At 63.4% G+C, this 23,801-nt stretch carries 25 protein-coding genes; 11 read left to right on the top strand and 14 right to left on the bottom strand.

Features of this window, described 5'->3' with window-relative positions; translation table 11 throughout:
- The first annotated feature begins 6 nt into the window (after positions 1-6).
- The 7 genes from ABI660_RS09965 to ABI660_RS09935 are packed head-to-tail and all read left to right on the top strand — an operon-like array spanning position 7 to position 6,790.
- Positions 7-1,104, top strand: coding sequence for an ABC transporter ATP-binding protein (locus tag ABI660_RS09965; RefSeq protein WP_348067437.1), 1,098 nt, complete (start codon positions 7-9; stop codon positions 1,102-1,104).
- On the top strand, positions 1,101-1,985 hold the full coding sequence (locus ABI660_RS09960; protein WP_348067435.1) for an ABC transporter permease: 885 nt from the start codon (positions 1,101-1,103) through the stop codon (positions 1,983-1,985). Before ABI660_RS09965 ends, ABI660_RS09960 begins: the two co-directional genes overlap by 4 nt.
- A gap of 13 nt (positions 1,986-1,998) precedes the next feature.
- Entirely contained in the window at positions 1,999-2,793 is a 795-nt protein-coding gene (locus ABI660_RS09955; protein WP_348067433.1) for an ABC transporter permease, read from the top strand.
- A 26-nt stretch (positions 2,794-2,819) separates the two neighbouring features.
- On the top strand, positions 2,820-3,158 hold the full coding sequence (locus ABI660_RS09950) for a (2Fe-2S)-binding protein (RefSeq protein WP_348067431.1): 339 nt from the start codon (positions 2,820-2,822) through the stop codon (positions 3,156-3,158).
- Complete coding sequence (locus ABI660_RS09945; protein WP_348067429.1) at positions 3,155-4,534, top strand: NAD(P)/FAD-dependent oxidoreductase; 1,380 nt, start codon at positions 3,155-3,157, stop codon at positions 4,532-4,534. Before ABI660_RS09950 ends, ABI660_RS09945 begins: the two co-directional genes overlap by 4 nt.
- Positions 4,531-5,688: an FAD-binding oxidoreductase gene (locus ABI660_RS09940; RefSeq protein ID WP_348067427.1), complete on the top strand. Its 1,158-nt coding sequence runs from the start codon at positions 4,531-4,533 to the stop codon at positions 5,686-5,688. The genes ABI660_RS09945 and ABI660_RS09940 overlap by 4 nt, the downstream gene beginning before the upstream one ends.
- A gap of 34 nt (positions 5,689-5,722) precedes the next feature.
- The gene (locus ABI660_RS09935) at positions 5,723-6,790 is read left to right on the top strand and encodes an ABC transporter substrate-binding protein (protein WP_348067425.1); all 1,068 of its coding nucleotides are present in this window, start codon (positions 5,723-5,725) and stop codon (positions 6,788-6,790) included.
- 25 nt (positions 6,791-6,815) lie between these two features.
- Here the strand turns inward: ABI660_RS09935 and ABI660_RS09930 are convergent, their stop codons facing one another.
- A complete protein-coding gene (locus tag ABI660_RS09930; RefSeq protein ID WP_348067423.1) occupies positions 6,816-7,874 on the bottom strand; it encodes an MBL fold metallo-hydrolase in 1,059 nt (352 codons plus the stop codon).
- A 280-nt stretch (positions 7,875-8,154) separates the two neighbouring features.
- Between ABI660_RS09930 and ABI660_RS09925 the strand changes: the two genes are divergently transcribed.
- Positions 8,155-8,562 (top strand): glycine zipper 2TM domain-containing protein, encoded by a 408-nt coding sequence (locus ABI660_RS09925; protein WP_348067421.1) that lies wholly within the window; start codon positions 8,155-8,157, stop codon positions 8,560-8,562.
- Positions 8,563-8,692: 130 nt separating this feature from the next.
- Here the strand turns inward: ABI660_RS09925 and ABI660_RS09920 are convergent, their stop codons facing one another.
- The 13 genes from ABI660_RS09920 to ABI660_RS09860 form a co-directional block, all read right to left on the bottom strand.
- Positions 8,693-10,138 (bottom strand): hypothetical protein, encoded by a 1,446-nt coding sequence (locus ABI660_RS09920; protein WP_348067419.1) that lies wholly within the window; start codon positions 10,136-10,138, stop codon positions 8,693-8,695.
- Positions 10,139-10,161: 23 nt separating this feature from the next.
- Positions 10,162-11,022 carry a hypothetical protein gene (locus ABI660_RS09915; RefSeq protein ID WP_348067417.1) on the bottom strand — a complete coding sequence of 287 codons (861 nt, stop codon included), beginning with the start codon at positions 11,020-11,022 and terminating at the stop codon, positions 10,162-10,164.
- A 38-nt stretch (positions 11,023-11,060) separates the two neighbouring features.
- Positions 11,061-11,531 (bottom strand): hypothetical protein, encoded by a 471-nt coding sequence (locus ABI660_RS09910; protein WP_348067415.1) that lies wholly within the window; start codon positions 11,529-11,531, stop codon positions 11,061-11,063.
- A 22-nt stretch (positions 11,532-11,553) separates the two neighbouring features.
- Positions 11,554-12,195 carry a penicillin-binding protein activator LpoB gene (locus tag ABI660_RS09905; protein WP_348067413.1) on the bottom strand — a complete coding sequence of 214 codons (642 nt, stop codon included), beginning with the start codon at positions 12,193-12,195 and terminating at the stop codon, positions 11,554-11,556.
- 245 nt (positions 12,196-12,440) lie between these two features.
- Positions 12,441-13,379 carry a ParB/RepB/Spo0J family partition protein gene (locus ABI660_RS09900; protein ID WP_348067411.1) on the bottom strand — a complete coding sequence of 313 codons (939 nt, stop codon included), beginning with the start codon at positions 13,377-13,379 and terminating at the stop codon, positions 12,441-12,443.
- A gap of 35 nt (positions 13,380-13,414) precedes the next feature.
- Positions 13,415-14,689, bottom strand: a complete 1,275-nt coding sequence (locus tag ABI660_RS09895; protein ID WP_348067409.1) for a serine hydrolase — start codon at positions 14,687-14,689, stop codon at positions 13,415-13,417.
- Positions 14,686-15,261: an alpha/beta fold hydrolase gene (locus ABI660_RS09890; protein WP_348067407.1), complete on the bottom strand. Its 576-nt coding sequence runs from the start codon at positions 15,259-15,261 to the stop codon at positions 14,686-14,688. Before ABI660_RS09890 ends, ABI660_RS09895 begins: the two co-directional genes overlap by 4 nt.
- Positions 15,262-15,349: 88 nt before the next feature.
- Positions 15,350-16,120, bottom strand: coding sequence for a ParA family protein (locus ABI660_RS09885; protein WP_348067405.1), 771 nt, complete (start codon positions 16,118-16,120; stop codon positions 15,350-15,352).
- A gap of 30 nt (positions 16,121-16,150) precedes the next feature.
- Entirely contained in the window at positions 16,151-16,774 is a 624-nt protein-coding gene (locus ABI660_RS09880) for a LysE family transporter (RefSeq protein ID WP_348067403.1), read from the bottom strand.
- Between the two features lie 108 nt (positions 16,775-16,882).
- Complete coding sequence (rsmG, locus tag ABI660_RS09875) at positions 16,883-17,542, bottom strand: 16S rRNA (guanine(527)-N(7))-methyltransferase RsmG (RefSeq protein WP_348067401.1); 660 nt, start codon at positions 17,540-17,542, stop codon at positions 16,883-16,885.
- Positions 17,542-19,530, bottom strand: coding sequence for a tRNA uridine-5-carboxymethylaminomethyl(34) synthesis enzyme MnmG (gene mnmG / locus ABI660_RS09870; RefSeq protein WP_348067399.1), 1,989 nt, complete (start codon positions 19,528-19,530; stop codon positions 17,542-17,544). Before mnmG ends, rsmG begins: the two co-directional genes overlap by 1 nt.
- Positions 19,531-19,555: 25 nt before the next feature.
- Positions 19,556-19,975 carry a type II toxin-antitoxin system VapC family toxin gene (locus tag ABI660_RS09865; RefSeq protein WP_348067397.1) on the bottom strand — a complete coding sequence of 140 codons (420 nt, stop codon included), beginning with the start codon at positions 19,973-19,975 and terminating at the stop codon, positions 19,556-19,558.
- Positions 19,975-20,220 (bottom strand): type II toxin-antitoxin system Phd/YefM family antitoxin, encoded by a 246-nt coding sequence (locus ABI660_RS09860; protein ID WP_348067395.1) that lies wholly within the window; start codon positions 20,218-20,220, stop codon positions 19,975-19,977. The genes ABI660_RS09865 and ABI660_RS09860 overlap by 1 nt, the downstream gene beginning before the upstream one ends.
- 97 nt (positions 20,221-20,317) lie before the next feature.
- Here ABI660_RS09860 and ABI660_RS09855 point away from each other — a divergent pair, with 97 nt between their 5' ends.
- From ABI660_RS09855 to ABI660_RS09845, 3 genes are all read left to right on the top strand, one after another.
- Positions 20,318-20,908 (top strand): NAD(P)H-dependent oxidoreductase, encoded by a 591-nt coding sequence (locus ABI660_RS09855; RefSeq protein WP_348067393.1) that lies wholly within the window; start codon positions 20,318-20,320, stop codon positions 20,906-20,908.
- A gap of 63 nt (positions 20,909-20,971) precedes the next feature.
- Complete coding sequence (locus tag ABI660_RS09850; RefSeq protein WP_348067391.1) at positions 20,972-21,238, top strand: YkgJ family cysteine cluster protein; 267 nt, start codon at positions 20,972-20,974, stop codon at positions 21,236-21,238.
- 68 nt (positions 21,239-21,306) lie between these two features.
- Positions 21,307-23,775, top strand: coding sequence for a DEAD/DEAH box helicase family protein (locus ABI660_RS09845; protein ID WP_348067389.1), 2,469 nt, complete (start codon positions 21,307-21,309; stop codon positions 23,773-23,775).
- The last annotated feature ends 26 nt before the right edge of the window (positions 23,776-23,801 follow it).

Below are 23,801 nucleotides of genomic sequence, written 5' to 3'. Positions count from 1 at the left end.
GTATCCATGTCTTTCCTGACCCTGGCGAATGTGAGCAAGTCCTACGGCGCCACACACGCCGTGATCGACATGGACCTGTCCGTGGAAAAAGGCGAATTCGTCTCGCTGCTCGGGCCTTCGGGCTGCGGCAAAACCACCACGCTGCAGATGATTGCGGGTTTTTCCGACGTCACGGCCGGGCGCATCACGCTCGATGGCCGCGACATTACCCACGCCAAACCGAACAGCCGTGGCCTCGGCATCGTGTTTCAGAGCTACGCGCTCTTTCCTCACATGAGCGTGGAGGGCAACGTGAGTTTCGGCCTGGAGATGCGGCGCATGCCCAAGGCCGAACGTGCCGAACGCGTGAAGGCGGCGCTGGCCCTCGTGCACCTGGAAGCGCATGCCGCACGTTATCCACGCGAACTGTCGGGCGGCCAGCGCCAGCGGGTCGCGCTGGCCCGCGCTCTGGTGATCGAGCCGCCGGTGCTGCTGCTCGACGAGCCGCTCTCCAACCTCGACGCCAAGCTGCGCGAGGAAATGCAGTTCGAGCTGCGGCAGATCCAGCGCAAGGTCGGTACCACCACCGTGATGGTCACGCATGACCAGACAGAGGCCATGTCCATCAGCGACCGCGTGGTGGTGATGGAAGCCGGGCGTGTAACCCAGATCGACCAGCCGCACCGCCTGTACGAACATCCGCAAACACGTTTCATTTCCAGCTTTGTCGGCAAGGCCAACCTGCTCGAAGGTCATGTGACGACCATCGGCGCCTGCGCCACCGTGAATCTGGGCATGGTATCGCTAGAGGTAGAGGCCCCCGGACTGGCCGCGGGTGATGCGGTGGTGCTCAGCCTGCGGCCCGAAAAAATCCGCCTGATGCCTGAGGGCCAGGGGCGCCTGGCCGGTACCGTGCACCAGCGCTTTTTCCTGGGCAGCCAGTGGCTTTATCAGGTAGCAACAGCCGCCGGCGAGCTGGTGGTGGTCTGCTCCAACGACGGCGCGGCGCCCGCCGAAGAGGGCATGCACATCGGTCTGGACTGGACAGCGCAGCAGGTGCGCCTGCTGCCCGGTGCCCGGCATCTGCCGCATGAGCCACACCCTGCGCTGGAAACACAGGCATGAACGCCGCCTTGCCGATGCCAGCGACTCACCGGCCCGGCACCGCCCGCGCGCCGTGGCTGCTGTCGGCACCGGTCTTCCTGCTGTTTGTCTGCCTGCTGCTGGTGCCGCTGGCCCTCACGGCCGTGTTGTCCTTCCAGGTGTTCGACCACGCCACCGGCGTGAAGAACAGTTTCACCCTGGCGCATTACGCCGCAGTGCTGACGGACGACTATTACCACCGCATCTTCTGGCGCACCTTCTGGATCTCGGCGCTGACCACCTTCATCTGCGTGCTGGTGGGTGCGCCCGAGGCCTATGTGCTGAGCCGCATGCGCAGCCCGTGGCGCTCCATCCTGCTGCTGGTGGTGCTGGCGCCCCTGCTGGTGTCGGTGGTGGTGCGCGCCTTCGGCTGGAGTATGCTGCTCGGGCCGGAGGGTCTGGTGAACCAGGCCGTCCGCGCCATGGGTCTGCCGACCATGCGCATTCTCTACACCGAAACGGCCGTCATCATCGCACTGGTGCATGTGATGCTGGCCTTCATGGTGATACCGGTCTGGACCTCGCTGCAAAAGCTCGACCCCGGCGTGGAAGACGCCGCGCTGTCGCTCGGGGCTTCGCCCTTCACCACCTTGCGCCGCATCATTTTTCCGCAGGTGCTTCCCGGTGTCCTGTCCGGCAGCCTGATCGTCTTCGGCCTGAGCGCCAGCGCATTTGCCATCCCCGGCCTGCTGGGCGGGCGGCGTCTGAAGATGGTGGCGACCGTGGTCTATGACGAATACCTGCACGAGCTCAACTGGCCGCTGGGCGCGGCGATTGCACTCACGCTGCTGCTGGCTAACCTGGTGTTGATGCTCAGCTACAACCGCGTGCTTGAGCGCTCCTACAAGAAATCCATGGGTTAGGCAGGACTGCAGCATGTCAAAAAACGGCCCCATCGCACTCCTCTTCAACGCCCTCGTCATCGCCTTCATGATGGCGCCGCTGGTCATCGTCTGCGTGGTGGCCTTCACGCCCGAGAACACGCTCACCATCCCCACCACGCAGTTCTCCCTGCGCTGGTTCAGGGCGGTGTTTGCCCATTCCGACTTTGTGCAGTCCTTCCGGAACAGCCTGTGGCTGGCCTTCCTGTCGGCCACGCTGGCCACTGTGCTTGCCGTGCCCGCCGGGCTGGCGATTGCGCGCCACAGCTTTCCGGGGCGCGACTTTCTCAATGGCCTGTTCCTCTCGCCGCTGATCATTCCGCACCTGGTGCTGGGTGTGGCGCTGCTGCGCACTTTTTCGCTGATAGGCGCCACCGGCAGTTTCTTCTGGCTGGCACTGGCACATGTGGTCATCATCACACCTTATGCGCTGCGCCTGGTGCTGGCCTCCGTGGCGGGCAGCAACCGCAGCGCCGAGCAGGCCGCCCTGTCGCTGGGCGCAAGCCAGGCCACGGTGTTCCGGCGCATCACGCTGCCGATGATCCTGCCCGGTGTGACCGGCGGCTGGCTGCTGGCCTTCATCAACAGCTTTGACGAAGTGACCATGTCGATCTTTGTCACCGCACCGTCCACCGTGACCTTGCCGGTGCGCATGTACATGTACGCCACCGAATCGATTGACCCGCTGATGGCAGCCGTTTCCGCGCTGATGGTGGCGCTGACGGCTGTCGCCATGCTGGTGTTGGACCGCGTGTACGGCCTCGACAAGATCCTGGTGGGCCATCGATGAACCCTCTCCTTCCTTCAGGAAAAGCCATGGGGCTGCTCAGACGCGTGGCCGAAACCGACCGCACGCCGGTGCGCTTTGTGCTCAATGGCCAGGCCTTGACCGCACTGGCCGGCGACACCGTGCTGACCGCGGTGCTCACAAATTCGGCGCAGCTGCGCAACAGCGAATTCAGCGGCGAGCCGCGCGCCGGCTTTTGCCTGATGGGGGCTTGCCAGGACTGCTGGGTCACCACGGAGTCGGGCCAGCGCCTGCGTGCCTGCGGCACCCTGGTGGAAGAAGGCATGCGACTGATGACAGGCATGGAGACCGTGCCCCGGAGCAACACGGTGGCCGACACAACGATAAGCGCGGAGGCTCTCCCATGACGGCGCTGCAGCCCGTCATCGTGGGCGCCGGACCAGCGGGTGTGCGGGCCGCGCAAACGCTGGTCGCGCACGGCCTGCGGCCGGTGATGCTTGACGAAGCGCCGCGTTGGGGGGGGCAGATTTATCGTCAGCCGCCACCCGGTTTTCATCGGTCCAAGCGCACGCTGTATGGGTTCGAGGCCGGCCGCGCCGAGTCCTTGCATACCGCCATGGCGAACATCCTGGACCGGGTGGACTACCGGCCCAACACCCTGGTCTGGAACGCCGAAGGCAGCCGGCTTGACCTGCTCAGCCGCGGGCGCACCGACACGCTGCCTTATGGCCAGCTCATCGTCGCCACGGGTGCAACCGATCGCGTGTTGCCATTTCCGGGCTGGACTCTGCCCGGCGTCTACACCCTGGGCGCAGCGCAGGTGGCGCTGAAATACCAGGGCTGCGCGATCGGCTCGCGCGTGGTCTTTGCCGGCACCGGGCCTTTGCTCTACCTGGTGGCGTATCAGTATGCGAAGGCCGGCGCACAGGTGCTTGCCGTGCTCGACACCGCCGCCTTCAAAGACAAGGCGGCGGCCCTGCCGTCCCTGCTGCGCCAGCCGGCGGTTTTTGCCAAAGGCCTTTATTACCTGGGGTGGCTGCGCGCCCTTGGTGTGCCGGTGCACCAGGGCGTGCGGTTGGTGCGGGCCACGGGTGACACACAGGTCAGCGGCCTGCGCTGGCATGACGGGCGCAGCGAATATCGACTGCCCTGTGATGCCGTGGGTTTCGGTTATGCGCTGCGCTCCGAAACCCAGCTGGCCGACCTGCTGGGCTGCCGCTTCAGCTACAACACATTGCAGCGCGCGGCGCTACCCGAGTGTGATGCGGCCGGGCGCAGCAGTGTGCCCGGGGTGTATCTGGCGGGCGACGGCGCGGGCATCATGGGTGCTGACGCCGCCGAGTGGGCGGGCGAACGCGCGGCACTGGCGCTGCTGGCAGACGCCGGCCAGGCCGTCGATATTTCACGTGCGGCCACACTGGAAACCCGGCTGGCGCGGACGGCAGCGTTTCGCATCGGACTGGAGCGCGCTTTTCCTTTCCCGCGTGACTGGGCCGCTCATGCGCCTGACGAACTGGTGATTTGCCGCTGCGAAGAAGTCACGGCGGGCGAACTGCGGCAGTGCAGCCAGGAAACGGGCGCGCGCGAGATGAACCGGCTCAAGGCCCTGACGCGTGTGGGCATGGGCCGCTGCCAGGGCCGCAGCTGTGGTGCAGCCGCCGCGGAGATTCTGGCGCACGCCTGCGCCATCAGCCCCGACGCGGTGGGCCGGCTGCGCGGGCAGGCGCCCATCAAGCCGCTGCCGTTTGCAGCCATGATGCCGCGGGATGGAGAGGCCGCATGAAAGAGCGCATCTCTACCGACGTGGCCATCATCGGCGGCGGCATCATGGGTGCTTCGGCCGCCCTGTTCCTGCGCCGCATGGGTCTGTCGGTGGCGCTGCTGGAGCGCGACCTTTGCGGTTCCCGCTCCAGCGGCGTGAACTACGGCGGTGTACGGCGCCAGGGCCGGCCCGCTGCCCAACTGCCGCTGGCGCAGCGCGCGCACGGCCTCTGGGCGCGCTTGCCGGAACTCATTGGCACCGAGGGCGAATACCTGCGCTCCGGCCACCTGAAGATTGCACGCAGCGAAGCCGACCTGGCCTCGCTGGAGGCTTACCGGGAACGCACACACGGCTTTGGCATGGACCTGGAAATGCTCTCGGTGCGCGCCTTGCGCGAACGCTGCCCCTGGTTGGGTAAGACCGCCGTTGGCGGCTCCCTGTGCCCGGAGGACGGCCAGGCCAACCCGCGGCTGGTGTCGCCGGCCTTTGCGCTGGCCGCACGGCGCCTGGGTGCGGATGTGCGGGAACAAACCGGTATTGACGAGGCAATTCACGATGGCTCGGTGTTTGTCCTGCGTTCAGGCCAGGCACTGGAGGTTCATTCCCGCTATCTGCTGAACTGCGCGGGCGCCTGGGCAGGCAACATCGCCGCGCAGTTTGGCGACACGGTACCGATGGAGTCCGGCCACCCGGAGATGGCAGTGACAGAGCCCCTGCCAGTGTTCATGAATTTCAGCCTCGGCGTGGAAGGCGGCGGCGCCTATGCACGACAGGTGGCGCGCGGCAATTGCGTCATCGGCGGCGGCCAGGGTTATGCGCTGGACGACCAGCGGGCCCGCGCACAGCGCAGCGGTCTGGCGACCCTGAGCCAGCAGATCCTGGGTTTGCTGCCGGCCCTGCGCCATGCCCACATCATCCGCACCTGGAGCGGCACCGAAGGCTACCTGCCGGACCGCCAGCCGGTGCTCGGCCCGAGTACCACCACCCCGGGCCTGTTCCATGCCTTCGGTTTCGCCGGTGGCGGCTTCCAGCTGGGTCCCGGGGTGGGCGCCGTACTCGCCGACCTGGTGCGGGATGGCCAGACCGCCACACCTATCGCCGCTTTTTCCGCTTCACGTTTTTCTTCCGCTCCGCGTGCAGCAACCACCGGACCTGTCCCCTTAGCCGTTGCCTGACCACGATGCTCAACCCTGTTTCCAGGAGAATTTCATGAACCTGCCTTCACGCTTCCTGTCCACCCGCGCCACTGCGGTGTCTTTCGCTGTTGCCGTGGCCGGCCTGTCTGCTGGCCCGGTTCTGGCGCAAACCAAAACCCTGTACATCGGCATGAACGGCGGCACGATGGAGAAAACCTATACCGGCCATGTGTTCGGCGCCTTCGAGAAAGCCAACAACGTGAAAGTCGTGGTGGTGCCCGGCACTTCGTCGGACATTCTGGCCAAGGCCCAGGCCAACAAGGACAACCCGCAAATGCACGTCATGTTCCTGGATGACGGCATCATGTACCGCGCCATCGGCATGGGGCTGTGCGAGAAGATGCAGCCCAGCCAGGCCCTCAACGACCTGTTCCCCACGGCACGCTTCAAGGGGGACATGGCCGCTGGCGTTAATGTCGGCATGACCGGGCTGGCCTACAACAAGAAGATGTTCACCGAAAAGGGCTGGGCCGCGCCCACCTCGTGGATGGACCTGGCCGATCCGAAGTTCAAGGGCAAGGTCGTGTTCCAGTCGCTGGCCTCGTCGACCTTCGGCTTGCATGGTTTCCTGCTGTTCAACCGCATCCAGGGCGGCAACGAGAAGAATGTGGAGCCCGGCTTCAAGGCCTGGCCCAGCACCATCGGCCCCAACGTGCTGGAGTACATCCCGGGTTCGGCCAAGATTGCGGAGATGGTGCAGACCGGAGAGGCCGCCATGTTTCCGCTGACCCCGACAGCTGTGGGTGTGCTGAAAGACAAAGGCCTGCCGGTCGAGTATGTGCAGCCCAAGGAAGGTTCTGCCGTGCTTACAGTGGGCGAATGCGTGATTGCCAAAAACAGCGAACCGGCGCTGGCCCACAAGCTGGCCCAGTACCTGCTGTCGCCGCAGGCGCAGGCCGCGGCACTTGAACACGGCGACCAGATTCCGTCCAACCCCAAAACCAAGGCCTCGGGGGCCGCGGCGGCGCTGGTTCAGCAAATGAATGAGTACATGAAGACAGCGACCACGGTTGACTGGGACGTGATCAACCAAAATCGCCCTGCCTGGAATGCCCGCTGGAACAAGACGGTAGAACGCTGACGGGAGGGCTTGGCGGAGCGCACGCTCAGCGGGGCTTGAGCACGCGCGTTTCGCCAATGGCCACCACAAAAAATTCTTCGTCCGGCACACCCTGGATGCCGCGCTGAACCGCCAAGGCTCTCGGCGGTTCGTCCAGCGGCTCGTCGGTCAGCTCGAACGTTCCCCAATGCACACCGAGTGAGCGCTTCGCGCCAAGGTCGCGATGGATCTTCACCGCCTCCTCCGCATTCACATGTTGCGCTGCCATGAACCAGCGCGGCTCATAGGAGCCAATCGGAATCAGGGCCATGTCGAAACCGCCTCCCTGCGCGTGACCCTGCCGGTGGGCGAAACGTGTACGCATGTCGGTGAAGTCCCGCGAATAGCCGGTGTCACCCGCATAGAAGAGATGACAATCCTGCGCGAAAACAGCAAAGCCGCCCCACAGTGTTGCCATCCGGTCCGTCAAGCCGCGCGCCGACCAGTGTTGCGCCGGCACGAGCGTGATCTCGACATCACCGCCGGGTGCCTGAAGCATGTGGCTTTGCCACCAGTCCAGCTCCACGGCATGACGGATCCCGCGCCCTGCCAGCCAGGCCTTGAGACCAAGCGGCACCACGAACAGGGGCGGGCCACCGGGCTGGCGGTTCAGCGCATTCACCGACGCTTCGTCAAGATGGTCATAGTGGTTGTGCGAAGTCAGAACCAGGTCCACACGCGGCAGATCACCCACAGCGATGCCCGGTGGCTGATGGCGCTTCGGCCCCAGAAAAGAAAAGGGCGAGGCACGTTCGGAGAAAATCGGGTCCGTCAGCAGCGTCAGCCCACCCAGCTGAACCAGCACCGTGGCATGGCCGATCCAGGTGACTGACGGCAGCATCTGCTTTGCCGCCGCGGCGTTGCGGTGCAGAAAATCGATGTCGGCTATTTGCGTGGGAATGGCTTGCGTGGGCGGCGGCGGCAAGCCGCGGCGCGACGCATCCCAACGCCAGCGCAGCACCTCTGCCAGGCTTTTGGCCGTGAACTCGGCGTGAACATTCTGGAAACCTTGCGGACGATGGTGTGGCTTGTCGGGGTCGTAGTCTGGATTCATGTCGATCGGCATGTCGGAGTTTGTGTTCCCCAGTTTCTCCTGTTACTGGTTCGGTCGCAACAACCCTTCGGCGTCCGGCTATTGCAGGCATGCGTGATGCGATCAGCAGGCCACCGGGCTGTTATTTGAATAGTGATTGGTGCCCGACTTGCACGGCCGATCTGGTGAACCTCTTGCGTGCGCTATGATATTCATAGCTGTTTGCGCCCAGTGTCAAAGGGCTGCGAGGTCTTTTTGCTTGTAAAAATAGACCCGAGAGGATAATCTCGTCTGTCCAACACGGAAACTCACAATGAACACCTTGCCCACCCTGTTCCTACTTGTTGCCAGCGGCATGGCCGCTGGTTGTGCCGCGCCCCGGCAGCCCTCGGCCAACTACGGCCATCCCGCGCTCAATCAGGTGGCGGCCCAGCAGGCAGCCCCTGCGCCTCAAAACGATGCGGGCCGGGTCGCAACCGGCGCCGTGCTGGGTGGGCTGGTGGGTAGCCGCTTCGGCCAGGGCAGCGGCCAGGTGGCCGGTGCGGCGGTCGGCGCTGCAGCCGGTGCCATGGCAGCACAGGGCGGCTACAGCAACGAGGCTGCGGGCGGTGCGCTGATCGGCGGGCTGGTGGGTTCGCGATTTGGCCAGGGCCATGGGCGAACAGCTTCAGCGGTTCTCGGTGCCGGGCTGGGCGCCTGGCTGGCGGTGCCGCGGGATTGAACGTCCTCTGGCGCGTGAACAGCCCTTATCGAAAGCTGCTGCTCAGTCATTCAGCAACAACAGTTTTGTCATGGGCGGCCGCCCATAAAAAAGGCCAGCAGTGCTGGCCTTTTTCACGCCTTTCAGTGCCTCAACTGACAAACGCCGCTTCGATCTCTTTGCGGAAGACCGGGTCGCGCGGGTGTGCACCGGGCTCCAGCGGGCCAGCCTCACCCAGCAGCGACAGCGGTGCCAGCGAACGGCCCCAGTAGAGCTGGCAAGAAGGGGTGTTGACCAGCCGGGTGGCCGCACCGTGAGAGACGCTGCCCTCGGTGTCGAGCGCCACGTTCAGGGTGCTGGCGCTGGTTTTCTGCGCGCCGGTGCCAAGCCAGACCGTCGCCGGCAACTGCTCCCACTCGCGGACGTCGGCCTGCGCCTGGGTGGCGTTGGCCACGCCCTGCGCGATCAGGCCGGCAAACATGCCGAGCATGCCCAGGCCTGCAGCGTCGCGGTTGCCTGTTGACGCTGCCGCCAGCATGCCGATATCGCCCACTGCGCTGGCTACCGTTGCCACGCCCTGTGCACCCTCCTTGAACGAGGCCTTGCCATTGAGCACGCCGTCGATGGGGCGGCCACCGCGGGTGGTGGCCTGGAAACCGAGATCGGCACCCATGACAAAAGAGTTGACGGCGCAGCCCGTGCCGCTGGTAGAGGTGCAGGCCATCTTTGCGGTTTGCACCGGCATCTCGTGAGGCTGCCATTTGAGAACTTCGCCCGACTTGCCGCTGCCATATTTAAAGGGTGAGCGGCCGCTTTCAAAAAGCACCAACACCGGCTGGTCCACCTGGACCGTGCTGTAGTTGCTGTCCCCCTTGATGGCCTGCTGCAGGAAATCCTTGGCCATGCCGGTATTGCCATCGCAGTAGCTCGCCCAGCCTGCCATGTAAGGCATCAGCCCGAAGTCGCCAGCATATTGCTCGGCCTCGGCCACCGTGTCCTGGTAGTCGGCCTGCTTGAAGAGCGCGCGTGCGTTCTGGAAGTCGCCCTTGGCCGCGTATACCAGGCCCCGGTAGAAATGCGCCATGGCGCGTTCGTAGGGCTCGCCCTTGTAGTCCTTGATTTTCTCGGCCGTCCAGAGCGACTTGGCTTTTTGCGCCTCGGGGTTGTCGGCATAGATCAGGTCGATGCGGGTCACCGCCGCATCAAACGCCTTCTCGGCCAACTCAATATCACCGGCTGCCAGCGCGGCCATGCCGATGCGCTGGAAGTTCAGCGTGGCATTGCGCTCCCCTTCGATGTACAGGCGCTGGAACAACGGGCGCAGCTCGGCGCTGGGCATTTTTTCGGCAAACTCGGCAGCAGCGGCCAGCACGTCGGGCGGCACTGGTGCGGTGGGCGCCCAACGCTTGGCAGGCTTTTGACTGGCTTGCGCTGCGGCCTGCTGCTGTGCCTGCTGCCTGGGCGCCTGCATCAGGCTCTGGAACAAGCCGCCAAACTGGGCATGGGCCGGGCCTGACAGTGCGGCCACCAACAGGGCGGCGGCTGCCGCGACGGAGCCTGAGGCAGGACGGGTCCTGAAGAACGAGTGCTTCATCATGAAAACTCCAGTACGGTGTTTGTTTATCGGTTCAATGCTTCGCCAAGCCTGGCGAGGGTCTGCTCGGCCACCAGCTTGCCGGTGTCGCCGACGGTGACGGGCTTGACGATTTCGCGGAAACCGCCGCGCGGGTCGGCTTCGAATCGGGGAGCCGGCTTGGGCGCATCTTCGGGCAACCGGCCGTCCATATAACCTTCGGCCAGCACCACGCCGTCAGCCAGCCGCTTGATGGACACATAGGTGGCCCAGCCGGTCGGCGACGCCGCATCGCGCGTGTTGAGGACTTCCATCAGCAACTTGGCGTGCCGAGTCAGCGCATCGGTTTCAACCTGCTGGGCATCAAGTCCACCGCCCTTTTGTTTGGCGGCTGTGGTGCGCATGACCACGTTGCGGTCTACCAGCCTGACGCCCGAGGAAGCCATGGTCTGCATGAAGGCGCTGCGCATCTGCAGGTCCACGCGCTCCACGGGGCTGCTGCGTTGCGCCTGCTGCGTCTTGACGTCCTGCGTGGTAATGGTGGTGTTGCCTATCGTGGCGCCGCTGACCTGCGCCGCCGAATAACCGGGCACACGCACCGCTTCGCCGCTGACAGCGCCGGCACGCAAGGTATCGATGCTCACCTGTGATGCGCTGTGCTGCTGCAGCATGTCGGTGAATTCGCGGTTCCAGAGCACGGCGATGGTCGGGCGGCCCGCGCGCGCATAGGCGCTGCCGAAGCCGGACCGGTTGAACTGGGGCCCGGTGCTCGCGGCCACTGGCGGCGGCGTGATCGTGTCCGGCATGCCCTGACGGTAGGCGCTTTCGGGGATGACTGGCGCCGGGGTTTGCGCCAGCGCACTGGCCGCCAGCATGGCCAGGCCAAGGGACAGGGTGGGTTGCCTCATGGGGTGCCTTTTCTTGTTATTCGGCGCGTGCGCAAATGTTATTTGGCAGGGATCACGTAACTCTGGCCCGGTGCAAACTGCGACTGGCCGCGGTTGCCGTCGTTGATGTCTACCGCCACTTTGTCGGTGGCCTGGGAGATGGCCGACTCGCCGTAAGTCGCCTGGCCGCGCGGCGTCAGGAACACGGTTTTCCAGGCGCTGGGCGGCTCGCTCTGGCCGCGGTTGCCGGTAAAACGCGTGCGCATGGTCAGCACCACATCGACGTCGGAACAGTTGTAGACCGTGGTCTGCACGGCAGCCATGCCGGTGCCTGTGCGTGCGGTGGAGACCTCCTGCACGCCAATGACTTTGGCCAGCTCGGGCGAGAGCACGGCCACCGACACCAGGTGTGGCGAGCCGGCCTGCTGCTCCCAGGTCTTGCAACCGGAAAAGGTGGGCGGTGTGGACTGCGTGGCGGCGCAGCCGGCCAGGACGGCAACGGCTGCAGCAATGGCAAGAATGCGGAACATGGGCAGAGTCCTCTGGTTGGGTTCAGCGGTAGATCACGTCGTCGGCTGCGGCGCGGGCAAATTCGTAAATGCCGCTCCAGACGATTTCACCGGACTCCAGGTCCGTCATTTCAAAGGCGATCTGCGTGTAGCGCTGGATCATCCCGGTCTTGGTGTTGCGGCTGTCGAGCGAGCCGATTTTTCCGGAGAGACGGTAGTCGGCGCCAAGCTGTGCCTTGGTCAGGCCGGTGGTGCCGACGTCGGTGGTGCCGCTGCGCTTGAGCGCGCGCTCCTGCTCGATCATGGCGGTGTTCTGGCGGTTGATGAACTGCATGCGAGAGCGGGCTGCACGGTTGAGGTTGACCATGAGGCGCTGCGTGATCAGGTTCTTGTTGATCGCCTGCGAGCTTTCATTGACGAAATACTGGCTGTCGATGATGACGCGCGGACGCTTGCCGGTTTCGGCAAAAATCTGTTCGGCCAGCATGTCGCGCATCATCTGGTCCGTCATGGCCAGGATGTCCTGGCTTTCGACGCCGACGCCGGACACCGGCCCCTTGCGGCCCGGGTCCACGTCCATCGACGACACGCCGGTGGCGTTTTGCAGGGGCGGGTTGGTCTGGCAGGCGGCCAGGCTGCAAACCAGCAGCAGCAGCGATGCTGTTTTGAGGGAGGTTCTGTTCATGTCCGGGCTTCTTTCATGGCGACGGTGCGTGGCCGCCAGGTCAGCAGCCACAAACGAAACACAATTTCGTACAAAAGACGACGCTTGTTTACAAAATTAGTATCGCTACCGCCCGCCAGTAGCACCATCCCATGAATGTGGGAGGCTGGGTGAAACCTCCATAACTAGGCACCCGCGCTCGCGCGGATCCCGGAGAGGCGGGCAGGCCGTGCCGGCAGCCCTCAGAAAGCCGGGAAGTTCGAGTCTTATTTACCGCCGCGCAGGCGCTCGATCAGCCCGTTGAGTTCGTCCATGGAGGCGAACTGGATGGCGACTTCGCCGGTGTCTTCGCGCCGGCCATTGCGCTTGACCTGCTTCTTGACCCGCACTTCAACATTCGCCATCAGCAGGTCGGCCAGCTCTTCTTCCACGCGGCGGGTATCACGCGACTTTTCCTTGGTGTTTTTCTGCGGCTTGAGCGAGAACTCGGCGCTGAGCTTTTTGACCAGGCTTTCAGCCTCGCGCACCGACATTTTTTTGGCCGCAATCTGGTTGCCCGCGGTAATCTGCGTGGCCCGGTCCAGGGCAAGCAGTGCGCGCGCATGGCCCATGTCGATGTCGCCGGCCATCAGCATGGTCTGCACCGGCTCGGCCAGGTTCAGCAGGCGCAGCAGGTTGGAGGCGGCGCTGCGCGAGCGTCCCACGGCTTGCGCGGCAAGCTCGTGGGTGAGGCCAAACTCCTTGACCAGACGCTGCAGGCCTTGCGCTTCTTCAAGCGGGTTCAGGTCTTCACGCTGGATGTTTTCGATCAGCGCCATGGCCGCAGCCGACTCGTCCGGCACGTCGCGCACCAGCACCGGCACGCTGTCCAGGCCCGCCAGTTTCGCCGCCCGGAAGCGCCGCTCGCCAGCAATGATTTCGTACTTGCCGTCGTTGGCGCCGGAGGTCAGGCGACGAACAAGAATCGGCTGCATGATGCCCTGCACCTTGATGGACTCGGCCAGTTCGTAGAGCGCGCCCTCATCCATGCGCGTGCGCGGCTGGTACTGGCCGGCCACCAGATCGGCCAGCCGCAGCGAGGCCGGCTGGCCAGGGCTGGTGGCACTGCTGTTGCCGTTGTCGTCAGCACTGGAAGATTCGCTGACCTTGGGGCCCAGCAAGGCTTCGAGTCCGCGGCCCAGGCCTTTGGGTTTTTTGGTGACCATGGTTTCTTTTCTCTCTCAATATTCAAAAAAATAAATCATTCGGCCGTGCTGCCGCCCAGCGACTGCAAGACACCGCGCCAGAGCGCGGCGCGTTCTTCATAAGGCTGCGGGTCCTGCCGGCCGCTGGCGCTTTCAAATACCGAGGTCAGCACCAGCACCAGGCCGGTGGAAGGCTGCACATAAACGGTCTGGCCGTGGATGCCCTGCAGCGCAAACGTACGCTCGCGCAACGGCATCAGCCAGAACTGGTAGCCGTAACCAAAATACGGCGTGGCTTTGCGTGGCTGAAAAGCCGCCGGCTGGCGCGCCGGATCCGTGGCTTCCCGCAGGTAGTCAAGCGGCACCAGTTGCTGCGTACCCACCTTGCCGTCATTGGCCAGCAGCAAACCCAGGCGCGCCCAGTCCCGCAAGCTGGCGTTGAAAGCGCCATAGGACTGCTCCTGTCCATCCACACCAATGCGCCAGAAGGCGTCGTGCTCCGCACCCATCGGTTTCCACAGCCATTCGCTGGTGAGCTCGGCCATGTTTTTCGAGGAAGCAGCCGTCAGCACACGGCCCAGCACATCGGTTTCGGCACTGGCATATACAAATTTTTCACCGGCCGCCGCGTGGCGGTCGGTGATGGAACGCAGCACATCCACCGGTTTGCCGGCCCCGGGCGCACCGGCGCCGGCTCGCGCGAGCCGCGCAATGTCGTCCTGGCCGTCATAACGCTCGGTGAAGGTGAGGCCCGAGCTCATGCGCAGCAGTTGACGAATCGTGGTGGCGCCGTAGGGGCTGCCCGCCAACGCGGACACATATTTCTCGGCCGGATCATCCAGCGACGCGATCAAGCCGCGCGCATGGGCCTGGCCAATGAGCAGAGAGGTGACGCTCTTGGCCATCGAAAACGAAATAAAGCGCGCATCCTCCTTGCGCCCGTAGCGGTAGTGCTCGGCAACAATCTCGCCGTTCCTGAGCACCAGCAACCCTGTTGCACGCTGACGCTCCAGGTACTCAACCAGCGTGTAACCGATGTTGCGATAGCGGTAACTGATGGCCGGCGGCTGGACAGCACGCGGCAGGACGCGGACGTCCGGCCCGCGGGCAACCAGGCGGGTCTGCACACCCGGCACCTTGTCCAGCGCCGACCAGGAGCCAACGCGGTAAGGGTTGAGTTGCCAGTTACTCGCGGTGCCCAACGGGTAGCCCTGCGCCTTTCCCAGCCGGTCTTCGTCGGGTTCGGCACAGACCGGCGCGGCCAATGCGGTGCAGGCAGCCAGCACCAGTACAAAGCGGCCAGAAGAACGATGCCGGGGGAATGTGTTCATGACGCGGCCCGTGCTGCGGTTTGTGAGGTGCCCGGCAAACCTTGCAGGCACTGCAGATGGAGATGCGCCTCGGGCCAATCGCCCAGGCCACTTTCGGCATTGAGATGCCCACGTGCACCGGCGTCCATGTACGTGGCGCCCCAGGCGGCGGCGAATTGCGCCGCCCGCGCCGGCGCGCAAAACGGGTCGTTGCTGCTGGCAAACACCAGCGCCGGAAAGGGCAGCGGCTGCAGCGGCACTGGCGCCCAGCTGCTGAGCATGGGGCGGATGTCCTCGCGCTCCACGTCAGGCGGTGCGACGAGCAGCGCGCCCTTAACGCGCTGTGTGTTTTTCGAGTGGGCGGCCCAGGCCGCCGTGTGTATGCAGCCCAGGCTGTGCGCCACCAGAACGGCCGGCTCGTCGCAAGACAGCAGCACTTCTTCAAGCTGGGCGATCCAGTCCCCGCGCAGGGGATGCATCCAGTCGTGTTGCTCCACACGCTGGTAGCCGTGGGCCCGCTCCCAGCGGCTTTGCCAGTGGTCGGGGCCGCTGTTTTGCCAGCCAGGAAGAATCAAGATGTTCGAGGGCTTCATGCCGGGAAAGGAATTGTGCTATTTATTTGATAGCTGCTAGCGCTTGCCAGACAAGGGCTGGAGGCCATTTTGGCTATATATTTCGCCATCACATGACTTTGATGCGCTGGACCATCTCCTCGGCAAAAGTCACAAAGGCCTGCGCGCCCCGGGACGAGGGGTCGAACACCACGCCGGGCAGTCCGTAGCTGGGCGCTTCGGCAAGCCGCACATTACGCGGGATCACCGTGTTGAACACCTTGTCGCCGAAATGCTCTTTCAGCTGGTCGCTGACCTGCTGCTGCAGGGTGATGCGCGGGTCAAACATGACGCGCAGCAGGCCGATGATGGCGAGGTCTTTGTTGAGGTTGGCGTGCACCTGCTTGATGGTGTTCACCAGATCCGTCAGGCCCTCGAGCGCAAAATATTCACACTGCATGGGCACGATCACGCCGTGTGCACAGCACAGGCCGTTGAGCGTCAACATGCTCAGCGAGGGCGGGCAGTCGATCAGCACAAAATCGTATTCGCTGCCCACATCGGCCAGCGCCAGCTTGAGGCGTTTTTCGCGGCGCTCGACATCGACCAATTCCACCTCAGCACCGGCCAGCTCGCGGTTGGCGCCCAGCACGTCGTAGCCACACTTTTCGCTATGCACGCGCGCTTCCAGCACCGACGCCGATTCGAGCAACACGTCGTACACGGTGAGTTCAAGCTTGCGCTTGTCCACACCCGAACCCATGGTGGCATTGCCCTGCGGGTCCAGGTCGATCATCAGCACGCGCTGGCCGACCTTGGCCAAGCCCGCGGCCAGATTGACAGTCGTAGTGGTCTTGCCTACTCCGCCCTTTTGATTGGCAACGCAAAATATCTTGGCCATGTTGTTTTTCTTTTGTTCAGGAAACTGGATTTACTTGGCAGCGAGCTTGATGCCGAAGCCGATCAGGAAAACACCCGCCGCCTTGTTCAGCCAGGCAGAGATTCTTGGGTTGGCGCGAATGCGCTCAGCCAGGAAATAAGTGATCAACACCGAGGTCAGGCCGTACAGAAAGGTCAGCCCGGCAATCGTGACAGCCATCACCGCAAAAGTCTTCAGGCCCTGGTGTTGGGCCGGGTCTACAAACTGCGGGAAAAAAGCCATGTAAAAAACAATGGCCTTGGGATTCAGCAAGGTGATCAGCAAGGCTTGGCGGAAGTAATGCCGGGGCTTGATTTGCAGGATGGGCGCGTCGCCGGCTTTAGCCCGGAGCATCTTGATACCCAGCCAGACCAGATAGGCGGCGCCCACCCACTGAATAAGGTGAAAAGCCGTGGGATACGCCACCATCACCGCCGCCACGCCAGCCACAGCCGCCCAGAGTAGCACTTGGTCACCAGCGATCACCCCGAAAGTCGCACCCATGCCACCGGCTATTCCGCCTTTGCTGGTGGAGGTGATCAGCGCCAAGTTGCCAGGGCCCGGAATCAACAGAAAAACGACGATGGCGAGCACAAACGCGCCGTAATCGGCAACGCCGACAAATGAACCGAGCATGAAAACCTCCGAAACAGAGGGCTTGAGTTTACGTCAGCCCGCGAGGCTGAAATTCGTTACCCGCTCTGAAGTGGGGCTGGTTTCGCCAAGGAGAGCGATTGGCCGGAATTAGCCAGGGCGGCAGGGCCGCATCCAGACCATGCAGCGCTCGGCAGTCAGCCCAGGGACCACCAGTTGTTCCACGTGAAACACTTCCATCCCAGCAGGCAAGGCGACTATTTCGTCGGCTGGGTGCTTGCCTTTCATGGCCATCCAGACGCCATGCGCAGCCAATGCCTCCGCCGACCATTGCGTGAAATCTGGCAGGGAAGCAAAGGCCCGCGAGCAGATGACGTCGAATGGCTGCTTGATGGTTTCGACCCGCGCATGCAGGCCAGCCAGGTTGGGCAGCTTCAGCGCCAGCGCCGCTTGTTTGATGAAGGCTGCTTTCTTGGCCACCGTGTCTACACAGGTGACCTGGACAGCCGGGCAACAGATGGCGATCACCACGCCCGGCAGACCAGCCCCCGCGCCCACGTCCAGCAGACTCGCGCCCTGCTCCAGGCCGGCCTGTTGCAAATGCCGGCGCAGGGGCGGAACGGCCGCGAGGCTGTCCAGCAGATGGTGGGTCAGCATTTCCGCCGGGTCGCGCACGGCCGTCAGGTTGTAGACCTTGGTCCACTTGCCAATCAGGTCCAGGTAATCCAGCAGCTGGCCCACCTGGTCATCGCTCAGCTCCAGCTGCAGCGCCTTCAGTCCGGCGCGCAAATCCTGTTCGCCGCCACGCATCAGGCTTCGGCCTGCTCGGCAGTGGATGGCAGCGGGGTGATGTTTTTCCAGAGATTCTTCTTCAGGTGCACCAGCAACAGCGACACCGTCGCCGGGGTGATGCCGGAAATACGCGAAGCCATGCCCAAGGTTTCGGGCCGGTGCTTGGCCAGGGTTTGCCGTGCCTCGAAACTCAGGGCCGTGACCTGCAGGTAGTCCAGATCGGCCGGAAGCTTGAGGTTTTCATAATGGGCCGCCCGCTCGACCTCGGTTTTCTGCAGGTCGATGTACCCGGCGTATTTGACGGCAATTTCGATTTGCTCGACCACGTCGCGGGCCATGTCGGCCACTGCCGATGTTTCACGTGAAACCTCTGGTCCCAGGTCAGGGTTGGCGTATCTGCCACCGTCCAGCGACATCAGGGAGGCGTAGTTCACATCGGGCCGGCGCAGAAGATCGAGCAGGTTGTACTCGTGGTCTATCGCCTTGCCCAATACCCGCTCGGCTTCGGTCACAGGCAGGCTCCGCGGGTTGACCCAAGTCGAACGCAGCCGTTCTGTTTCACGTGAAACAGCGTCCCGCTTGCGGTTGAAGGCATCCCAGCGGGCGTCATCGACCAGCCCCAGTTCCCTGCCCTTTTCGGTCAGGCGCATGTCGGCGTTGTCTTCGCGCAGCATCAGGCGGAACTCGGCCCGGCTGGTAAACATGCGGTAGGGTTCGGTCACGCCCTTGGTAATCAGGTCGTCCACCAATACGCCCAGATAGGCTTCATCGCGCTTGGGCAGCCAGGCTTCTTTGCCCTGGCATTGCAGCGCGGCGTTGATGCCCGCGAACATGCCCTGGGCCGCCGCCTCTTCGTAGCCGGTAGTCCCGTTGATCTGCCCGGCGAAAAACAGCCCGCCCACGGCACGTGTTTCAAACGTGGTTTTCAGGGCGCGTGGATCGAAGTAGTCGTACTCGATGGCATAGCCGGGCCGCAGGATATGGGCATTCTCCATGCCGGCCATGGACCGCACCAGTTCGTACTGGATGTCAAAAGGCAGGCTGGTCGAGATGCCGTTGGGGTAAATCTCGTGCGTCGTCAGGCCTTCCGGCTCCAGAAAAATCTGGTGACTTTCCTTGCCGGCAAAGCGGTTGATCTTGTCCTCCACGCTCGGGCAATAACGCGGGCCGACGCCGTCAATTTTGCCGGTGAACATCGGGCTGCGGTCAAAGCCGGAGCGGATGATCTCGTGCGTGCGCTCGTTGGTGTGGGTGATCCAGCACGACATCTGCTTCGGGTGTGCAATCTGCCCGCCCATGAAGCTGAACACCGGCACCGGCCCGGGTGTGCCACCCGGCATGCCGTCACCGGGCTGTTCGGTGCACTTGCTGAAATCAATGGTGCGCCCATCAATGCGTGGCGGCGTACCGGTTTTCAGCCGGCCCTGCGGCAGCTTGAGTTCCTTGAGCCGTGCCGACAGTGACACCGCCGGCGGGTCGCCCGCCCTCCCCGCCGAGTAGTTTTGCAGACCCACATGGATCTTGCCGTCCAGAAAAGTCCCGGCCGTCAGCACCACCGTGCGCGAACGGAATTTGATGCCGACTTGTGTGACGGCGCCGACCACGCGGTCGCCCTCCACCATCAGGTCATCGACCGCCTGTTGGAAGAGCCAGAGATTGGGCTGGTTTTCCAGCCGGCGGCGGATGGCCGCCTTGTACAAAATGCGATCGGCCTGCGCCCGGGTGGCGCGCACGGCCGGGCCCTTGGAGCTGTTGAGAATGCGGAACTGGATCCCGCCCTCGTCTGTCGCCAGCGCCATCGCGCCGCCCATGGCATCAACTTCTTTAACGAGGTGGCCCTTGCCGATGCCGCCTATCGACGGGTTACAGCTCATCTGGCCGAGCGTCTCTATGTTGTGGGACAGCAGCAAAGTCTTGCAGCCCATGCGCGCCGAAGCCAGCGCGGCCTCGGTACCAGCATGGCCGCCGCCGACCACGATCACATCAAATTCTTGCGGGTAAAACATGGGTATCTTTCAGGGAAGCGGCCACTCAGGCCGTGATCAATTCCGTTTTCAGGCCAACGGCTTGGGCGGCCAGGGCCTGGCGGCGGTCAGCAGTGACAAACAGGTCCACCCGCGCAGCCTGTGCCGTGCCGATATGCAGCGCATCCATAGCGCGCAAGCGGCTCATTTCCATGGCCGAGATCGAGTGGGCCTCCACCTGGCTGTCCAGCGCCATCAGGGTAAAGTCTGCAAAATCGCCCTGCACGTCGCGCATGATCCGCCCATAGTCATCGGCGTTGAGGAATCCGTCATGGCGATTGCGATTAAGTGCCGAAGCGATCTCGGATTTGCAGTGCGCCGCCACCACCACTTCGGTGGCCCGGTCACTGGCCGCCAGCACCTGGTCGCGGCCCGGTTCGATGTTGTAGCGCTTGTACAGAGCGGAGGTGTCAAACAGGATACGCATCACCAGCCGCCTTCGCGCTCTTCAATAATCAGCTGGGCGCCGGTTTTTCCGTCGGGGCGCACAATATTCACCGGCGTGATCGGCCGCTTCCAGCTCGGCACCTTGACAGGCGCTTCCGGTTTGGGCGGAACCAGTTCGGCGACCAACTTGCCATGGCGCAAGATCCGCACGGTTTCGCCTTGCTCTACCAGATCAATCATGGCTGATGCGTGGGCGCGGAATTCACTGAGAGGAATGGTGTGCATTTTGTACAAAAAAGAGGATTTTGTACATTTTAGCCGGTTTATCACGCCCCGTCGGGCATGCGCTTCTTCACCCCACGGCCTGTGGTGAAATCAGGCGATGAACCCATCCCCGAAACTCCTGATTTTTGCTGGCAGCACGCGCCTGGCCTCCTCCAACCGCAAGCTGGCCCGCGCCGCCGCCGACCTCGCGCGTGCCGCCGGCGCCGACGTGACCCACATCGAGCTGGCCGATTTCGACATCCCGATGTACAACGCCGACCTCGAAGCCGAAGGCACACCGGCCGATGTCATGAAGCTCAAGCAGATCATGTTCGAGCATCCGGCCTGGATCATCTGCTCGCCCGAGTACAACGGCAGCTACACCGCCCTGCTGAAAAACACCCTCGACTGGGTCTCCAGCCCCGTCAAGGCCGACCCAGCCTGGCAGGAGGGCTTCAAATCCTTCAGCGGCAAGGTCGTCGGCATGCTCAGCGCCTCGCCGGGCGCGCTCGGCGGCCTGCGTTCGCAAAGTCATCTGGCGCCGCTTCTGCTCAACGCGCAATGCTGGGTCGCGCCGCGTGCGTTTGCGCTGGGCCACGCGGGTGATGCGTTTGACACGCAAGGTCATCTGGTGAGCGAAGCGCATCGCAAGCACGTGCAGGCGGTGATTGACCAGGTGTTGTTTGCAAGCAGCAGGCTTCATGCCTGAATCGGCACCTAGCCCTTATTTCACGGGCGTCGACAGCTCTTTATTTGATAGCAAATGACTCCGATGAACTGCCGCCCCGGCTGCGGCGCCTGCTGCATTGCGCCTTCCATCAGCTCGCCGATTCCCGGCATGCCTCTTGGCAAGCCCGCAGGGGTGCGCTGTGTGCAGCTGGACCCAGCCAACCGCTGCATGATCTTTGGCCTACCGACGCGGCCGGCGGTATGTGGTGGGCTCTCCGCCTCACTCGACATGTGCGGAAGCGGTGAGCACGCAAACCGCCACGCCCTGCGCTACCTCGCACAACTTGAGAGCCTGACCTCCCCCTCCTAGAGCAATTCCGCAAGCATCAGACCGGGCGAGTTCTGCGGCGACAATCAGGCTCAAGGGAGGAGATGCTCGTGGACAAGAAGAAGCTTTCCGAAAGCGACATTTGCGACAAGTTCATCCGCCCGGCCATGGAGAAAGCCGGGTGGCATGCCATGGACCAGATTTATCGGGAATTTCCGCTGCGGGCCGGCCGCGTGGTGGTCAGGGGCAACAAGGCACAGCGTGACAAGTCAACCGTTCTGTTTGCTGACTATGTTCTGTGCCTGAAGCCCAACATACCCCTTGCAGTGATCGAGGCCAAGGACAACAACCACGCCATGGGCGCCGGCATGGCACAAGCCATCAACTATGCGCAGCTGCTTGATGTTCCCTTCAGCTTCACCAGCAACGGCGACGGCTTTGTGTTCCGCGACACCACGCTGACCACCGGCGTTCTGGAACAAAACCTTACGCTCGACGAATTCCCCAGCCCTGCCGAGTTGTGGGCGCGGTATTGCGCGTGGAAGGGCTGGACGCCCGACGTACAACGCGTCGCAGGTTTTGCCTACTCACCAAGCAAAACACCACGCTACTACCAGATCAACGCCATCAACCGCACGGTAGAAGCGATTGCCGCTGGCCAGCAGCGCGCCTTGCTGGTCATGGCCACAGGCACCGGCAAAACCTACACCGCCTTCCAGATCATCTGGCGTTTGTGGAAGAGCGGCACCAAAAAACGCATCCTGTTTCTGGCCGACCGCAACATCCTGATCGACCAGACCATGGTCAATGACTTCCGCCCCTTCAAGGGCGCGATGGCCAAGCTCAGCCCCAATGCCAAAGGCGTGGAGCGCATCAATGCGCAAGGACAGATCGAGGCGGACGACGTGGACCTGGCGGTAGATAAAACCACCAAAGCGGTGAACAAGAGCTACGAGATTTATCTTTCTCTCTACCAGGCAGTCACCGGCACCGAGGAAGCGTCCAACATCTACAAGCAGTTCAGCCCCGACTTTTTTGACCTCATCGTGGTGGACGAGTGCCACCGCGGCAGCGCCTCCGAAGACTCTGCGTGGCGCGACATCCTGACCTACTTCAACAGTGCCACGCATGTGGGCCTGACCGCAACGCCCAAGGAAACCAAAGAGATCTCCAACACTTTCTACTTTGGCGAGCCCATCTATACCTACAGCCTCAAGCAGGGCATTGAAGACGGCTTCCTGGCGCCCTACAAAGTCATTCGGGTGGACCTCGACAAAGACACCTTCGGCTGGCGCCCCACCGCAGGCATGACCGACAACACCGGCCAGATCATCGAAGACCGCGTCTACACCGGCCGCGACATGAACCGCAAGCTGGTGCTGGAGCCAAGAGACGCCGTGGTGGCAGAACGCATTACCGCCTACCTCAAGGCCACCGACCGCATGGCCAAGACCATCGTGTTCTGCGAAGACATCGACCACGCCTCCCGCATGCGCCAGGCGCTCAGCAACGCCAACGCCGACCTCTGCGCCACCAAATCCAATTACGTGGTGCAGGTCACCGGCGACAACCCCGAAGGCAAGCGCGAGCTCGACAACTTCATTGACCCCGAAAAGGATTACCCGGTCATCGCCACCACGTCCAAACTCATGAGCACCGGCGTGGACGCGCAAACCTGCAAACTGATCGTGCTGGACCAGAACATCAAGTCCATGACCCTGTTCAAGCAGATCATCGGCCGCGGCACCCGCCTGCGCGAAGACCTGGGCAAAAGCTGGTTCACCATTCTCGATTTCAAACGCGCCACCGAGTTGTTTGCCGACAAGGACTTTGACGGTGATCCGGTGCAGATCTACGAGCCCAAGGGTGACGACCCGATCGCACCGCCCGATACCCCCGATCCGCTGGACCCTGCCAACCTCAACCCCGTTCGGCCTGAGCCTGTCGAAGGCCAGCCCCAAGACCCACTCGGCCCTTTCGGTGGCGGCGGCTCACCCGTCGTCAAATACGTGCTGGGCAACCAGGTCACCGTTTCGGTGGCGCGTGAGCGCGTGCAGTACCTCAACGCTGAGGGCAAGCTCATCACCGAAAGCCTGCGCGACTACACCCGCATCAACCTGCAAAAGCAATACACCTCGCTTGACGCCTTTCTGCAAGCCTGGAGCGCCGCCGACCGCAAGGCTGCGCTGCTGGAAGAGCTTGAAAAACACGGCGTGCTGGTGGATGCGCTGGCCGAAGAAGTGGCCGCCTCTGGCCTCACCGGGCTGGACCCGTTTGATTTGCTGCTGCATGTGGCGTGGAACATGCCGCCGCTAACCCGGCGCGAGCGCGCGCGGCGCGTCAAAAAGCGCAACGTCTTCACCCAGTACGGCGCCACCGCCCGCAAGGTGCTCGAAGCCCTGCTCGACAAATACGCCGACGAAGGCATCGCCGCCATGGAAAGCGACGAGGTGCTGCGCGTGCAGCCGCTCAACGCACTGGGCAGCCCGGTGGAACTGGTCAAGAGTTTCGGTGGCCGTCCGCAGTACCTGGCCGCCCTGCAGGCGCTGGAAAACGAGCTCTACACGGCCGCGCCATAAGCCATCTTTTGCTACTGAATTTATAG

Source organism: Polaromonas sp., from assembly GCF_039930745.1.
In the GTDB taxonomy this organism is placed as follows: Bacteria; Pseudomonadota; Gammaproteobacteria; order Burkholderiales; family Burkholderiaceae_C; genus Polaromonas.
Note: the sequence above shows the minus strand (reverse complement) of the source record. Positions and strands in the feature narration are given on the sequence as shown.

Excerpts from the sequence above, each read along its gene's own strand:
- ABI660_RS09910 (WP_348067415.1), bottom strand. The coding sequence starts at position 11,531 with ATGTTCCGCATTCTTGCCATTGCTGCAGCCGTTGCCGTCCTGGCCGGC.
- ABI660_RS09930 (WP_348067423.1), bottom strand. The coding sequence starts at position 7,874 with ATGCCGATCGACATGAATCCAGACTACGACCCCGACAAGCCACACCAT.
- ABI660_RS09945 (WP_348067429.1), top strand. The coding sequence starts at position 3,155 with ATGACGGCGCTGCAGCCCGTCATCGTGGGCGCCGGACCAGCGGGTGTG.
- ABI660_RS09950 (WP_348067431.1), top strand. The coding sequence starts at position 2,820 with ATGGGGCTGCTCAGACGCGTGGCCGAAACCGACCGCACGCCGGTGCGC.
- ABI660_RS09860 (WP_348067395.1), bottom strand. The coding sequence starts at position 20,220 with ATGCACACCATTCCTCTCAGTGAATTCCGCGCCCACGCATCAGCCATG.
- ABI660_RS09895 (WP_348067409.1), bottom strand. The coding sequence starts at position 14,689 with ATGAACACATTCCCCCGGCATCGTTCTTCTGGCCGCTTTGTACTGGTG.
- ABI660_RS09955 (WP_348067433.1), top strand. The coding sequence starts at position 1,999 with ATGTCAAAAAACGGCCCCATCGCACTCCTCTTCAACGCCCTCGTCATC.
- ABI660_RS09935 (WP_348067425.1), top strand. The coding sequence starts at position 5,723 with ATGAACCTGCCTTCACGCTTCCTGTCCACCCGCGCCACTGCGGTGTCT.
- mnmG (WP_348067399.1), bottom strand. The coding sequence starts at position 19,530 with ATGTTTTACCCGCAAGAATTTGATGTGATCGTGGTCGGCGGCGGCCAT.
- ABI660_RS09865 (WP_348067397.1), bottom strand. The coding sequence starts at position 19,975 with ATGCGTATCCTGTTTGACACCTCCGCTCTGTACAAGCGCTACAACATC.
- ABI660_RS09885 (WP_348067405.1), bottom strand. The coding sequence starts at position 16,120 with ATGGCCAAGATATTTTGCGTTGCCAATCAAAAGGGCGGAGTAGGCAAG.
- ABI660_RS09920 (WP_348067419.1), bottom strand. The coding sequence starts at position 10,138 with ATGATGAAGCACTCGTTCTTCAGGACCCGTCCTGCCTCAGGCTCCGTC.
- ABI660_RS09905 (WP_348067413.1), bottom strand. The coding sequence starts at position 12,195 with ATGAACAGAACCTCCCTCAAAACAGCATCGCTGCTGCTGCTGGTTTGC.
- ABI660_RS09925 (WP_348067421.1), top strand. The coding sequence starts at position 8,155 with ATGAACACCTTGCCCACCCTGTTCCTACTTGTTGCCAGCGGCATGGCC.
- ABI660_RS09850 (WP_348067391.1), top strand. The coding sequence starts at position 20,972 with ATGAACTGCCGCCCCGGCTGCGGCGCCTGCTGCATTGCGCCTTCCATC.
- ABI660_RS09880 (WP_348067403.1), bottom strand. The coding sequence starts at position 16,774 with ATGCTCGGTTCATTTGTCGGCGTTGCCGATTACGGCGCGTTTGTGCTC.
- ABI660_RS09890 (WP_348067407.1), bottom strand. The coding sequence starts at position 15,261 with ATGAAGCCCTCGAACATCTTGATTCTTCCTGGCTGGCAAAACAGCGGC.
- ABI660_RS09900 (WP_348067411.1), bottom strand. The coding sequence starts at position 13,379 with ATGGTCACCAAAAAACCCAAAGGCCTGGGCCGCGGACTCGAAGCCTTG.
- ABI660_RS09855 (WP_348067393.1), top strand. The coding sequence starts at position 20,318 with ATGAACCCATCCCCGAAACTCCTGATTTTTGCTGGCAGCACGCGCCTG.
- ABI660_RS09915 (WP_348067417.1), bottom strand. The coding sequence starts at position 11,022 with ATGAGGCAACCCACCCTGTCCCTTGGCCTGGCCATGCTGGCGGCCAGT.
- ABI660_RS09965 (WP_348067437.1), top strand. The coding sequence starts at position 7 with ATGTCTTTCCTGACCCTGGCGAATGTGAGCAAGTCCTACGGCGCCACA.
- ABI660_RS09960 (WP_348067435.1), top strand. The coding sequence starts at position 1,101 with ATGAACGCCGCCTTGCCGATGCCAGCGACTCACCGGCCCGGCACCGCC.
- ABI660_RS09940 (WP_348067427.1), top strand. The coding sequence starts at position 4,531 with ATGAAAGAGCGCATCTCTACCGACGTGGCCATCATCGGCGGCGGCATC.
- rsmG (WP_348067401.1), bottom strand. The coding sequence starts at position 17,542 with ATGCGTGGCGGCGAACAGGATTTGCGCGCCGGACTGAAGGCGCTGCAG.